The sequence below is a fragment of the Pantoea sp. AG702 genome (assembly GCF_003182295.1).
Classification (GTDB): domain Bacteria; phylum Pseudomonadota; class Gammaproteobacteria; order Enterobacterales; family Enterobacteriaceae; genus Pantoea; species Pantoea ananatis.
Genome location: NZ_QGTU01000001.1, coordinates 609,424 through 622,456, shown reverse-complemented (window position 1 = coordinate 622,456; position 13,033 = coordinate 609,424). Strand labels below are relative to the sequence as shown.

Sequence of the window (13,033 nt, the reverse complement as noted above, 5' to 3'; positions counted from 1 at the left end):
TAACCTTATACTGAGTTAATCAAAGAACGTAATTAGCAGACCATTGCTCAAGAACATTTTTGTAGGGTTTGATGAAGTTCTTCTCGGTAAACTTCCCTTGTTCAATAGCCAGATGGCTACGCTCTTCTCGGTCGTAAACAATTTGCGTTAAAGAATAATCCCGATGGCTCAGGCTCGGTTGATATTCAATACCAGCCGGCGAGTTTGCATTATAGATCTCAGGGCGATAAATCTTCTGGAACGTTTCCATCGTACTGATGGTGCTGATGAGTTCGAGATTAGTGTAATCACGCAGCAGATCACCCGTAAAATAGAACGCCAGGGGCGCAACGCTGTTTTCAGGCATAAAATAGCGCGCATGTAATCCCATCTTGCTGAAGTATTTATCGGTCAGCGAATATTCATCCTGCTGGTACTCAATGCCCAGTACCGGGTGACGGTTGCCGGTGCGGACATAGGTGTTTTTGCTTGAAACACTCAGGCAGATTACCGGTGACTTGCTAAAATTCGCCTTGTAAGCCTCTGATTGCAGGAAGCATTTGAAGATATTGCCATGCAGCTCGCCAAAGTTTTCCGGGATAGTAAACACCGGATTATTTTTGTTGTGCTCTGACAGCAAGACGCTGAAGTCATAGTCACGCACGTAAGAAGAGAAGTTGTTCCCCACAATGCCTTCAATACGTTCGTCGGTTTTTTTATCGACGATACTGGTTTTCAATATTTCGATAACCGGGAAAGCATCGCGATTATTTTCCACATTGATATTCATCTCTACGGAAATGATCTCAAGCTCGACAGAATAACGGTCCCCTTTCGGGTTATCCCAGTGCGCCAGGGAATTAAAACGATTATCCATCATCACCAGGGCGTTACGCAGGTTTTCCTGGCGGTTCTTGCCACGGGCCAGGTTAGCGAAGTTGGTCGTGATGCGGGTGTTTTCTGACGGATTGTAATTCTCATCAAAAACACTGCTCTTAATCGTAAAGGTGAAATTATTATTCATCGTGTCTGGATCCTGAATTCTGATGTAAAAACTGCGTTATTTGCCAGACCGGTCTGCTTGTCTCGTCTGCTTCACAGTTTTTAACGCGCCTGCAATCAATAAGCATATTTTATGCCAGAGTCGTAACATGAGTGAAAGCGACTTAATTTCACATTAACATGAGCCTTCTTCATGGTGGTCCTTCCGTTGCTGTACGAACTCCTGCCCACACGGTGGCTGGTGGGCATGGGGAGCGCAACGTGCAGAGTAAAATAAGGCCTGCCGGGGCTGACAGAACGCGGCTAACACTCGGCAGGCCGCTTCTCTCCTGCCCTGTTCCAAACGCTGCCAGATGTCAGCACCTGCTATCGTCATGCAGAAAGACAAGACGCAACAGGATGGCCAGCGGTTATTTCTTTTTGGTGAGCATCGACTTTAGATCGGCAAAGGGATTGTAGGTGGCGGCCCCCACATCATCCTGCGCATCCTCGCCAGGCACAACGGAGGTGCCGTACTGATCGGCTTCCGTATACTTTGAGTGTTCATGATCATGGCAGTACAGGCACAGCAGCTCCCAGTTACTGCCGTCTGGTGGATTATTGGTGTGGTCGTGATCGATGTGGTGAACCGTTAATTCCCGCAGGTTTGAATAAACAAACTCCCGCGAGCATCGCCCACAAACCCACGGATAGATTTTTAACGCTTTTTCACGATAGCCACTTTCCAGCCGCGAGTAGTTTTTGGGGATCAGAGCCATGACCGACGTTACCTGTATGATGAGAGTTTTTCACTTGTGATTGCAGCAGGCTAACCTGCTTATCGGATGACTTCAAGTTGTATGCTGGGTCCGTTTTTTGCCCGTTTTTCCCGCCGCCTACCTGCGCCGTTCAGTGCCAAAGCCAGAAGCTCATTTCCTGTCTGTTGAGCAATGCCAGGGTGCGATAACGTTATGCGTGCTGGATAAAGGTGACCGTCAGGAAAGCTTTATTGGTAATCAATGCGGCGGCAGAGTGTTCCTGCAGAGCAATGATTTCTGGCACGACTACCAAGCCATGAAAGCGAAAGATGTGACGTTTTGTGAGGAACCCCGAGAGGAAGAGTATGGGCTGGTTGTGGTATTCGAAGACCTCTATGGTAACCGTTGGGATCTTTACCAGAACAGGTAAAACAAAACGACAGGCCTGTAAAACAGGAAACAGAGGTTCACAAATAAGGGCTGCCATATGCCCTTGTGATGTGATTACCCATGCTCAATGCGGTGGTTCAGTTTCCTTAATCGCTGGACATCGATGACAGGGGCCATAAATATGGATGTCTACCGATCCCAGAACTTCAGCAGTTAAAGGCATTATGGAAGAAAAGCTAAAATTTATGATGTTGGCGCTGGAGTACTCCCGCCAGGCATTACCCGAATGCAGACCCAATCCCCCTGTCGGATGCGTGATCGTTCATGACGGCGAGGTCGTTGCTAAGGGGTTTACACAACCGCCAGGCCAACACCATGCTGAGATCGACGCGATCGCAAAACTTACCTTCCCCATTAGCGAATGTGAAATATATGTCACGCTTGAGCCCTGCTCTTTTCAGGGCAGAACGCCTTCGTGTGCTTTAACAATTGCAGCGCTAAAGCCAAAACATATTTATATTGCCATGGACGATCCGCACCCGAAGAACAGGGGAGCGGGACGCACTATTTTAAAAAAGGCAGGCATCAGCTTTACATCGGGCATCGGAAAGCAGGCGGTCGAGAAATTTCTTTTCCCCTATCTGGACACGTCTTCGTCATAAACATCACTTTTAGCGCCGCATTGGGATCTCAGCGGAACGTTATCCCATCATCATCCCGACATTTTCGTCGTGATGGCACTTACCGCCCGGCCAGAACGGCCCGGCTTCGTCCGTAGCAATAATCTGTTCTGTGGGCACGCGCAGCTCACCCTTGTTAGTGCATGAACGGGCAAATAAGCGGATGCCCGCACGCTTGTTAATTTTCCCGCCCCCCGCCGCTGACTGGCAGAAAAATCGCGAGATGAATGTTATGATTAACCCATTCTATTCAGTCACAAAAGACACAGGTGCTAACCCTGAGGGCAAGATATGAACAACGAAGTCTCACTGAAATACTACGACATTGCCGATGAGTATTCGTCAGAAACGGAAACGCCGGTAAGCGAATCCGAGCGTGACGCCCTGGCACACTATTTCCAGTTGCTGATTGGCCGTTTAATGAATAACGAAGAAATCAGTGAAGAAGCGCAGAAAGAGATGGCCGTTGAAGCGGGCATTAATGAACAACGCATTGATGAGATCGCCACCTTCCTTAATCAGTGGGGCAACGAAGACTAATCCCGGTAAATGCTGCCCGCTAAAGCACCTGTGCCGGAGCACAGGTGCAGGCGATAAACACTATACCGCGTGTTGACTAAAGGATGCGGATTCCGCTTCCTCATCGGTAATGTTGGGTTGAGAAAAGCTCGCTTTAACGCCCCAAAAGTAGCAGGCCAGAGACGCGACAATAATGAGGATCATATCGAGTGGTGCGTCAATCATACCGCTTCCGCCGTAGGTACCCAGCATAGAAACCACCATGACCGCGATGTAATAAGCCAGCAGCCACCAGGCGCACTGCAAATCCTGACTGAACTGGTTGCTCTTTTTGCCAAAGATCGCGTAAGCGACCCAGGCAACAATCAGAATCGGAATGAGGATCTCATTAACAGACCAGCCGCTCCAGTAAATCAAAAGCGTACTGGCAACAAACGCCAGCGGGCTGAGAACCGCCGCAACGGGCAGACGAAACGGACGCTGCATATCGGGCAGGTGTTGACGAAAAGCGCCCAGGGTTATCGGGCCGGGCATGTAAGTAAAAACGGTTGCCGACGTCACCGCGCCGATTAAACCGCCCCAGACCTGAAACTCGGAAGGCAATGTCCAGGCGATGGCCAGCAGCAACGACAGCCACAATGCACCGCGCGGTACGCCAGATTTTGCATCCACTTTGCCAAACACTTTAAACAGATGGCCATTACGCGCCCAGGCAAACAGCACGCGCGCGGCGCCGGCCAGGTAGATGTTGCCGGTCCCGGCCGGGGAAATCACCGCGTCGATCAGAATCAGGTTAATCAACCAGGTCAGCCCCAGGCTGCGCGCCAGGTCGGCATAGGGAGACTGGAATATCTGCTTCAGCCCTGCCCAGCCATGCTGTGACAGCAAATTGGTCGGTACCGCCCCCATGAACGCATACTGCAGGGCCAGGTAAATCACAAAGCTGACAGCAATGGCAATACCGATTGCCAGCGGCACGTTGCGCTGTGGATTTTTAGCTTCACTGGCAAAATCAACCGCCTGACGAAAGCCAAGATAGGCAAAGACAATCCCTGCCCCCGTCAGTGAGCTGAAAACGCCATGAGCCCCACCCGGCGGTGAAGGTGGAACATCAAGGTTCGGCGCATGGAAGTAAAGCAGAAGTGTCACGATGGTCAGCAACGGCACGATAAATTTGAAGGTGGTGACAATCGTATTCACCCGCCCAAAGAAGCTGACGCTCCAGTAGTTGAGCAGAAAAAACACCACCAGCAGCCCAATCTGCACGCCAAACCCTAACCCCGTTGGGCTGCCGTCCTCATGCCCTAGTGCGGGCCACCAGTAGATCGCATACTGACGAACGGCCTCAACTTCCACCCCTGCGGTGCTGGTATAGGCCAGCAGCGAGCTGACACCAATCACGAAACCAACGATGTTGCCGTGCGAATAATTGGGATAGCGAACAAAACCGCCGGCGCGCGGTAGCGCCGAGGATAGCTCGGCGTAAACCAGGCCAATCATCAGCACGATCACGGCACCCAGTACCCATGCCCAGCCGGTATGGCTGCCCGCATAGCCGGAACTGTTAAGGGCGGCATATAACCAGCCCGAACCGATCATTGAGCCGATGCCAAGTAATGACAGATCGACCAACCCTAATTTCTTTTTAAGTCCCGTAGATGCCATGCGATGCCCCTGTCTGATTATTGGATGTTGTAGGTGGGAATAAAGCATATTGTGTGCCAGCAATATTTTGCTGTCGTAATAGTTTATGTAAGAAACATTCCAGATCACATAACCTGCCAGATAAGGGTTTCAGGAATCCGTTTCAACAGAAATATAAAATATCCGTCGGCGTGAGTTGCGATGTTAAGCATGAGATCGGGGTGCAACGCGCACTGCAATGATCCAGAAAATATATAGCGACGCTATTTGAAACATTCCGTCACCAGTGCAAAAGTTGTGACATATATTCAGGGGACAGGTCGTTAGCATCGCCTTTAGTCAGTTGAATGACGCCACGCAAAATAACGCGACGTGAGTTTCCCCGTCATCCCTTTGCTGTCAGGGCCTGCGTTGCAGTGATGGAGGAGCATCAAGGTGTAAAGCAGACTGCGTAAAAATGCGGATGAGGTTGGCCTTTTTCACCTCACACCCGATATTTCAATGCGTTTTCCCATCGGGTGTTTTATGAATAAAAAAGAAAATTAAAAAAGAGAGGGGTCATCAGACATTCAGCGTAATGATGCTGCTGCGCCCTGTGTTAATGATTACGGCAATAAGAAATCATCGTCTGAAAAAGGTGCCCTCTGTCTCCTTGCTTTTTTTGTTCAAGGATCAGGAAAAGCACCCTATATTCAACTTGAGGCTATCCGTTGCGGTAACCGCATTTTAATCTGCCATCAGTCCACAATAAACAGCGTCGCCCCTTCTCTGGTGGTTGATCGATGGGCTTCGGCATCGTCGGCAACCTGATAACTCACGCCCGGCGTTAATACAAACGTGCGTCCATCATCCAGCTCTGTGACCATTTCGCCTTTCAGGCACAGAAGAATATGCCCTTTTATACACCAGTGATCGGCCACGTAGCCGGGGGAATAGTCAACCATTCTGACTCTGATATCGCCAAACGTTGCCACGCGCCAGAGCGCAAACCCGCTATCACCCGGATGCCGTTCTGCCTCTATCTGTGCCCAGTCTGTTATCCCGAAAGGGATATTTTCCATTTTCATTTTTCATGCTCCCTAAGAGATTCAGGATTGATTACATGGCTTCGGTCACCGTCGAAAAAGCGCACCACGTTTTCGAACGCGGTGCCGAAATACAGGCTGTAGCTGTCCTTCTCGACATAGCCGATGTGCGGCGTGCAGAGCACGTTGGGCAGTGATAACAGAGGATGCGCGGGATCGTATACCGGCTCCTGCTCGTAAACGTCCAGAGCGGCAAAACCCGGGCGGCCCTGGCGCAGCGCACTCAGCAGCGCATCGGCAGCCACCAGCTCAGCCCGGCTGGTGTTGACGAACAATGCATCGGGCTTCATCTGCACCAGATCGTCGCGCGTGATATTGCCCTCGGTTGCTGCCACTAAGCGCTGATGAACGGTTATCACGTCGCTGGAGGCAAAAAAAACCTCACGGCTGGCAGGCACTATCACTCCCTCCTGCTGCGCTTCCTGCCTGGCACGATCGCTGCCCCAGACCTGCACCCGCATACCAAATGCCTTTGCATAAGCCGCAATCCGCTTGCCAATTTTACCGTAGCCCAGGATCCCCAGCGTCTGGTTACTCACTCCCTGCCCCAGTTCTGCCTGCCAGTGACCGGCGCGCATGGCGTTAACGGCCTGAACGAACTTTCTGCGGGCTGCCATAATCAGCAGCCACGTCAGTTCAGCCGGTGCAACGGGCGAGCCGACGCCCTCGACAATCGCCACACCCGCCCGTGAGCAGGCCGCAATATCGATATTGCGGGCGACCTTACCGGTCTGGCTGATAAGCTTTAGTTGCGGCGTGCGCTGTAAAAAGGCCTCGTCAATGGTGGTGCGCTCACGGATCAGGATCAAGGCCTGAGCCGTCGCCAGCGCCTGTTCTGCATCAGGATCCAGGCTGATATCCCCAACAGCGGTACAGGTAAATTGGGGATGGCATTGCAGGCAGTCGAGGCCTGCCGTGGCCTGATGATAATCGTCGGGAATACAAACCTGTATCGTCATGGGATCGCGCGCCTTAAGAATGGAGTTGGCTTGTTACCGTCGGCTGAATAACCGCCCTACATCATTAAAACAGCCTCTCGGTTACGTCAATGTCCTTGTGCAGAATGCGCGCCATGCCGCCCGAGGCAGTGCGAAGTGTGCGCCGGACGATGTCATTCGCACCTCAGCGATTGTTCACCCTTTCCCCGTCACTTATCTCGCTCTAAAACATCGCAAAAAAAGTCGAATAAAAAAGTCGAATAAAAATCCGCATACGCACGTTCACTCATCATAAACCTGAAGGAGAGAACGAAAGCCATGATTCACACACAACCCAAAAAACCCCGACAGCGCTACGACGGAATGACCCTGGTGCTGCACTGGATTACCGCGGCCAGCGTCATCTTTTTGTTTGCCAGTGCGCACATCTGGGAATGGCTGGAGCGCGGGACACCGCTCCGGAAAGGCTTACAGTCAGTGCATATTTCCTGCGGGATCGTGCTGGCGCTGGTCATGATGATCCGTCCGGTCTGGCGGCTAATGAGCCAACGTTCGCCGCGTTACGCGATGCCCGCTGCCGCCGTTTCACGTCCGGCGAAATTCCTTTCTCACTGCGTTCACGGTGCGCTCTATCTGCTGCTGTTCACGCAAATTGTGCTGGGCTTTATGTTTCGCTGGGCGCAGCAGGAACCCTTTGGCTTTTTTGGCCTGTTCGATCTGAGCGGATGGGTGCATGTCGATCCTCTGCTCAAACATGCTCTGGGTGAATTACACAACAATGTCGCCTGGGCGTTAATTATTCTGGCCGCGTTCCATGCTCTGGCCGCCCTGTTCCATCACTATTTTCTCCGCGATAACGTGCTGCGCCGCATGCTGCCCGTTCGCCTCTTTCGTTAACTGGAGCACTACCATGAAAAACACCGCTTCACTGCTGCGTACCCCAGGCCGTAAGCTGCTGGTTCCGGCCCTGCTGTTCGTTATCCACGTCGCCCCGGCACTGGCCGCAGGCGATGACAGCACCAACAGTAAAATTCCGGACTGTCCGCGCGGGCAGGTTTACGACAGCAAGACCAAACAGTGTGTTTCCGACAAAACGGCGCGCCTGAGTGACGAAGACAAGACAAACTATGCCTATCATCTGGCGAAGAAAGGCGACTATCAGGCCGCGCTTACCCTGCTGGATAGTCTGAAACAGCCCGACACCGCAGAAGCCTGGAATTACCGGGGTTATGCCACCCGAAAACTCGGGCGTACCGACGAAGGGATCGGGTATTATCAACGCTCGCTGGCGCTTAACCCGCGCTATGCGAAAGTGCGCGAATACCTGGGCGAAGCGTGGCTGATTAAGGGCCGTCCCGACCTGGCAAAAGTGCAGTTGAAAACCATCGCCAGCCTGTGCGGTACAGGATGCGAAGAGTATCGTGATTTGCAGGCCGCCATTAATGGTCATCCGGAATCCTGATACCTACGATGAGGACAGTCACATCACGACCAGCGAAGTTCGCCAGCAGCTTGCTGCCCATCTGACGCGCCTGTGGCGCTACGGGCTGGTGCTGTCCCGAAACCACGACGTTGCTGAAGAACTCGTGCAGTCTACATGCGTACGCGCGCTCGAAAAGAGCGCGCAGTTTACGCCGGGTACCCGGATAGATCGCTGGCTGTTCTCGATCCTTCACTCTATCTGGATTTCCGACCTGCGCGCCCGCCGCGTGCGGTTAGGACAGGGCTTTGTTGAAAGTGAGGAACTGCTGGCGCCTGACACGCGGGAACGTGATGATGAACGCCTGCATTTTCAGAAAATCATGCAGCGCGTCAGCGCATTGCCAGAAGCCCAGCGCAATACCGTCTTTCTCGTCTATGTTGAAGGATTTACCTATCAGGAAGCCGCAGAGACGCTGGCCGTACCCATCGGCACCATTATGAGCCGGCTGGCAACCGCGCGTTCGGCGCTGGCAAAATCGTTCGATGCTCAGGCTTCTGCGCAGGAGAAACGCTCATGAACACGCTACGCTTTGCGCCCCCCTTCAGCGACGAAGCGCTGGTGGCCTGGCTGGATGGCGAAATGAACCCTGATGACGCACGCAGGCTCGAATTACTGCTGGAAACCGATGCTGAACTGGCTGAACGCATCGATGAACTGATGAAAAGCCAGCTCGATTTTGACACGGCCTTTGCGCCCTTACTGGATAAGGCCCCGGAAGCAAAAATGCAGCGCCGGCTCGACGCGTTGTTAAACGCGCCAGCGCAGGCACCCGCCGCCGATGTTGTCGCTACCGCGACATCGGGCATTAGCCGTCGTTCGCTGATTGCAGCCTCGCTGAGTTTTCTGATGATCGGTTCAGGCCTCGGCTACCTCGCCCGCCCGGCTAAAACCAGGCTGAGTGAGAGCGAGAAGATTCGCGATCTTGAAGCCCAGTACATGTCGCTCTACAGCGCAGAAACGCTGCTGGATGCGGATAACTCCCCTGCCGCGTTACAGCATGGCCTGGCCCGCACCGCGCAGGATATTGGCCTGCATCTCAATACGCAGCAGCTTTCCCTGCCGGATGCAGAGCTGAAGATGGTGCGCATGTTGCGCTATGACAGCACATCTATCGCGCAAATTGCGTGGATCCATGCGGAATATGGCCCGATGGCGCTATGCATTTCGCCGGACGCCCAGCCTGCCTCAACCGGGCTTCAGCGCGAACAGCGCCATGATATGCGCCTGGTCTGGTGGCACCACGGCGGCTATCAGTTTGTCCTGATTGGCCGCAACCCGGACGAAGCACTGGCAAGCAGCGCCAGCGCCCTGAAAAACGCCCTTAGCGCTTAACGGCGTGGGGCGCTTTCAAGGCACATAACTGGCCTCTGCCTGAATATCAATCTTGATCGTCACCGTATCATCCACCAACGCGGTGAAGCGATCCATATGGTAGGCCGAGCGGGAAATCGTGGTCATGGCATGCAGCGCGATCCGTTCATCGCGTTGCGCCGTGCGGTCGTGCTCTTCCATCGTGGCTTCCAGAATGACCGGTCGCTGAACGTCTTTTACCGACAATGAGCCAAAAATCCTGAAATTGCCGTTGCCCTGCGCCACGATCCGGCTGCTGGTAAAGACGATATTGGGATAACGGGGAGCATCAAAAAACATGCTGCTTTTTAACTGATACGTCAGCAGGTTGTTGGACGCGATAAGCGTGGTGACCGGAATAGTGACCTTCACACGATTATCCATTTCATTTGCCGGATTCAGCGCAACCTCGCCGGTTACGCCCGTTAATTTCGCATGCGAAATACCGCCAAATGCGTGCCATGACAGCCCTATCGCTGTGTCAGGTGTGGAAATCGTGTAGTAAAGTGAAGCCGCGTGGGATAACGGATTCAGCAGCAGCCCAGCAACCAGAACAGATACAGCGCGCGTCATAACGGGATTCTCCAGTAAACAGACAACGCATTAACGCGCCAGGTAGCAACTTTATTCGATTAATACTTACAGTTATATAACATTTGAACGGATGTGGATCCCGCCTCATCGCTTTGATGTGGAAGCGGGTAGCTTGTGCGGCTCAGACAGACTCGGGATGCCGGGTGCTGATGATGTTTTGCGGGTGCGGCCTGATGACCGGCATTCTGCCTGTAGCGTTCTGGAAAACGGTTTTGTCTGCTGTCAGCCTTGAAATAAGACTGTCTGCTTCTGGCACAAATCAGATGAGCATGTCGGGTCCGCAATAAGTGACAAGCAGACATTCGCCGTTTTTCTACACTAGATACCGGCTTGTACCTGGTCGCGTATTGTTCAACAGGGAGCAGGTAACCTGTACGGCTGTCGCTGTGGATGACTCATAACGACATGATTCAGACCGCTCTCAGTTGTGCTTTTTCCTTAACAAATCCCATCGCACTTACCGTGAAGAAATAAATAAGCAATTTTAGATAGTTAGGTGCTCAATTTTTGCAACCAGCAGGTAATGTCATGATCTTAAGTGCTAATCACGTCGGTTTTTCAGTCAAAAATATTGAAGACGCATTATTCGTCTGGACCCATATTCTTGGAGGGAAGTTATTACGCGAAGGGAACATGTCTGGACCCATTATTGATGAAGTCACAGGCGCAAGGGGAGCGGATGTACGAATGGCTTTGCTTGAACTGGCTGGTATGAACATTGAATTACTGCAATACAATAACATTGAACAGCCAGAAGCGCCTTCAGCACCCTATATCCCAGGCTACGCGCACCTGGCGTTTATGGTTAAGGATCTTGATACGCTCCTGAGCAAAGTATCGGACTATGGCTGGAAGACGCCAGGAAAACCCCAGACAGTCTCATCAGGCCCCATGCAGGGAACCAGAGTCATATATTTACAAAGCCCTGATGGTCAGACGCTTGAGTTGATGGAACGCAATCAATGAAGTCCACATATCATGACCCGTTACCTTCTTATCAGAGCGGTGATGTTTGCAACGTGCGCTTGGTGGCACAAGGCGGACAGTGGGCGCTGAAGGTCCGCTTTGAGCGATAAGCGGACGCAAAACATCAGTTTCCCCCTTTTTCCATTGGCGTGAAAACATTCAGCTGGAAATCTCGCTGTTGCTGCACCTTATCTCTGTAAGCACAACAGCATTATAATCAACGGAATGATCGACCCGTGATATAGGGCTACCAAAAAATTCAACGCCCGACATAATCATATTGCAGATATTCTCTCGCTGTTTATTACTGAGGCTGTCCCACCAGTCAGGAGATGAGTATGTATTTTCAGCTTTTGTGAAGAAAAAATACAGGAGAGTGGTGAAAATCCTGTCTGCTGAAATCTTAATCAGTGATCGTATAAAACGTCTGATAATTGCTGAAGTTCCTAGCCAGCTGAATACTATATATCCTTTACCTTCGCCGGAAAAAGCATTGAAGCAGACCTGTTCCGCCGACACGTTAAGATCGTTCAAATCCTGAATCTTAGTGCCATCGAAATCCCTCTCTGGTGACAGAATTGACGAAACCGCAATGGGTAATGGATCTGAAAAAGTGAAGATTACACTTTCAATTTCTGAAAACTGTCTGCTAAGAAGAATGCGGTCGAGGTTAGTTTTAAGATTACTAAGTTCATTCATTGCTGCATTCAGACCGCTTTGATGCAAGCTGACATATTCCTGAATATTAAGCTGATCGGCCTGTGGCTTACCTTTATCGGCATTTCTAGCAAAATCGGAAGACCGCCGCCCCCCCTCCTTGGCATAAATTTCTTTAGACAACGAACGAAACATTAGTGCAAAACACTGCTCATCCGTGCCTGTAAATTTTTCGTTCTCTAGGCATGAAAATAAGACTCTGTCGTGAACTGCACAAAATCCGGTGAAAGTGGATGCCTGATTTATACCGATCTTCTCGGGAATCCATCTTCCTTTGTTTCTCATTAGGCTCGGAAGGTTCATTACTACGCCCATGACATGATTACTAGAATCAGCAATCGCTTTAAGGCTGCTGCTCTTTGACAGCGTATGTGCCTGAACGATGCGTTTATCACAATCTTCATGCATGGATGCTGGCGCATAACACGCCTTCCTCTGGGAATTAGACTTTGAAAAGTTCAGGGCTTCGGCTTTGGATACCGGAGTTTCACGGTCTCGATCGAGATGGCATTTTTTATACTTAATTCCTGAATTGCACCAGCACTTATCATTTCTTCCTATCTTCACTTTATCGTTTTCCACGCAATTAATGCTCTAACAAAAACATTCACTGAAATTAGGTATAATTTACCACTCCGGCAGCTAAAAGATCACCTACTACATGCTTAGGAATAAATCTTCTTGGTACCACTATTGCTATCTATTCTTAAATCAGGTGTTGCCTATGTGCGAAGGGTTGGCGAAGTATAGCTGCCGAAATGTGTGGCCTTACCCACCAATAGTGAACAAGCAACTATACGTGAATTCCCCCCCTAAACCTAAGGTTAATGACTCATGGTAATACAATATTATCCTGCATTAATGACCAATCCCGTATGTTAAATTTTTCTCGATCAAACGACCGCTCTTGGCACATTACGGAAGCCGAGGATATAGGGTACGTCGGGAT

At 51.2% G+C, this 13,033-nt stretch carries 15 protein-coding genes; 8 read left to right on the top strand and 7 right to left on the bottom strand.

The window, feature by feature from the left end; all coding sequences use genetic code 11:
* Positions 1-19: 19 nt before the first annotated feature.
* On the bottom strand, positions 20-1,003 hold the full coding sequence (locus DFO57_RS03005) for a DUF1852 domain-containing protein (RefSeq protein ID WP_013025497.1): 984 nt from the start codon (positions 1,001-1,003) through the stop codon (positions 20-22).
* A 388-nt stretch (positions 1,004-1,391) separates the two neighbouring features.
* Positions 1,392-1,739 (bottom strand): HNH nuclease YajD, encoded by a 348-nt coding sequence (yajD, locus tag DFO57_RS03000; protein ID WP_110015056.1) that lies wholly within the window; start codon positions 1,737-1,739, stop codon positions 1,392-1,394.
* Positions 1,740-1,836: 97 nt separating this feature from the next.
* Here yajD and DFO57_RS02995 point away from each other — a divergent pair, with 97 nt between their 5' ends.
* The 3 genes from DFO57_RS02995 (at position 1,837) to DFO57_RS02985 (ending at position 3,328) form a co-directional block, all read left to right on the top strand.
* On the top strand, positions 1,837-2,148 hold the full coding sequence (locus tag DFO57_RS02995; RefSeq protein ID WP_338405695.1) for a VOC family protein: 312 nt from the start codon (positions 1,837-1,839) through the stop codon (positions 2,146-2,148).
* Positions 2,149-2,293: 145 nt separating this feature from the next.
* A complete protein-coding gene (locus DFO57_RS02990; RefSeq protein WP_110015055.1) occupies positions 2,294-2,770 on the top strand; it encodes a bifunctional diaminohydroxyphosphoribosylaminopyrimidine deaminase/5-amino-6-(5-phosphoribosylamino)uracil reductase RibD in 477 nt (158 codons plus the stop codon).
* 309 nt (positions 2,771-3,079) lie between these two features.
* Positions 3,080-3,328, top strand: coding sequence for a DUF2543 family protein (locus tag DFO57_RS02985; RefSeq protein WP_013025493.1), 249 nt, complete (start codon positions 3,080-3,082; stop codon positions 3,326-3,328).
* Between the two features lie 60 nt (positions 3,329-3,388).
* On the opposite strand, the gene DFO57_RS02980 is transcribed toward DFO57_RS02985, so the two are convergent.
* The 3 genes from DFO57_RS02980 to DFO57_RS02970 all read right to left on the bottom strand — a co-directional run bounded on the left by DFO57_RS02980 (position 3,389) and on the right by DFO57_RS02970 (position 6,995).
* The gene (locus DFO57_RS02980) at positions 3,389-4,972 is read right to left on the bottom strand and encodes an APC family permease (RefSeq protein ID WP_022622514.1); all 1,584 of its coding nucleotides are present in this window, start codon (positions 4,970-4,972) and stop codon (positions 3,389-3,391) included.
* Between the two features lie 716 nt (positions 4,973-5,688).
* Positions 5,689-6,018, bottom strand: a complete 330-nt coding sequence (locus DFO57_RS02975; RefSeq protein ID WP_110015054.1) for a DHCW motif cupin fold protein — start codon at positions 6,016-6,018, stop codon at positions 5,689-5,691.
* Positions 6,015-6,995 (bottom strand): D-2-hydroxyacid dehydrogenase family protein, encoded by a 981-nt coding sequence (locus DFO57_RS02970; RefSeq protein ID WP_072137983.1) that lies wholly within the window; start codon positions 6,993-6,995, stop codon positions 6,015-6,017. The genes DFO57_RS02975 and DFO57_RS02970 overlap by 4 nt, the downstream gene beginning before the upstream one ends.
* 297 nt (positions 6,996-7,292) lie before the next feature.
* Between DFO57_RS02970 and DFO57_RS02965 the strand changes: the two genes are divergently transcribed.
* The 4 genes from DFO57_RS02965 to DFO57_RS02950 are packed head-to-tail and all read left to right on the top strand — an operon-like array spanning position 7,293 to position 9,789.
* Positions 7,293-7,871, top strand: a complete 579-nt coding sequence (locus DFO57_RS02965) for a cytochrome b (protein WP_105078561.1) — start codon at positions 7,293-7,295, stop codon at positions 7,869-7,871.
* 13 nt (positions 7,872-7,884) lie between these two features.
* Complete coding sequence (locus tag DFO57_RS02960) at positions 7,885-8,436, top strand: tetratricopeptide repeat protein (protein ID WP_013025488.1); 552 nt, start codon at positions 7,885-7,887, stop codon at positions 8,434-8,436.
* Positions 8,417-8,974, top strand: a complete 558-nt coding sequence (locus tag DFO57_RS02955) for a sigma-70 family RNA polymerase sigma factor (protein ID WP_014606046.1) — start codon at positions 8,417-8,419, stop codon at positions 8,972-8,974. Before DFO57_RS02960 ends, DFO57_RS02955 begins: the two co-directional genes overlap by 20 nt.
* Positions 8,971-9,789, top strand: a complete 819-nt coding sequence (locus DFO57_RS02950) for an anti-sigma factor (protein WP_014606047.1) — start codon at positions 8,971-8,973, stop codon at positions 9,787-9,789. Before DFO57_RS02955 ends, DFO57_RS02950 begins: the two co-directional genes overlap by 4 nt.
* A gap of 15 nt (positions 9,790-9,804) precedes the next feature.
* On the opposite strand, the gene DFO57_RS02945 is transcribed toward DFO57_RS02950, so the two are convergent.
* The gene (locus DFO57_RS02945) at positions 9,805-10,380 is read right to left on the bottom strand and encodes a YceI family protein (protein ID WP_110015053.1); all 576 of its coding nucleotides are present in this window, start codon (positions 10,378-10,380) and stop codon (positions 9,805-9,807) included.
* 549 nt (positions 10,381-10,929) lie between these two features.
* On the opposite strand from DFO57_RS02945, the gene DFO57_RS02940 reads away from it, so the two are divergent.
* On the top strand, positions 10,930-11,367 hold the full coding sequence (locus tag DFO57_RS02940) for a VOC family protein (RefSeq protein WP_028722080.1): 438 nt from the start codon (positions 10,930-10,932) through the stop codon (positions 11,365-11,367).
* Positions 11,368-11,526: 159 nt separating this feature from the next.
* Here DFO57_RS02940 and DFO57_RS02935 read toward each other — a convergent pair whose 3' ends face one another.
* Positions 11,527-12,666 carry a YecA family protein gene (locus DFO57_RS02935; RefSeq protein WP_110015052.1) on the bottom strand — a complete coding sequence of 380 codons (1,140 nt, stop codon included), beginning with the start codon at positions 12,664-12,666 and terminating at the stop codon, positions 11,527-11,529.
* Positions 12,667-13,033 lie beyond the last annotated feature (367 nt).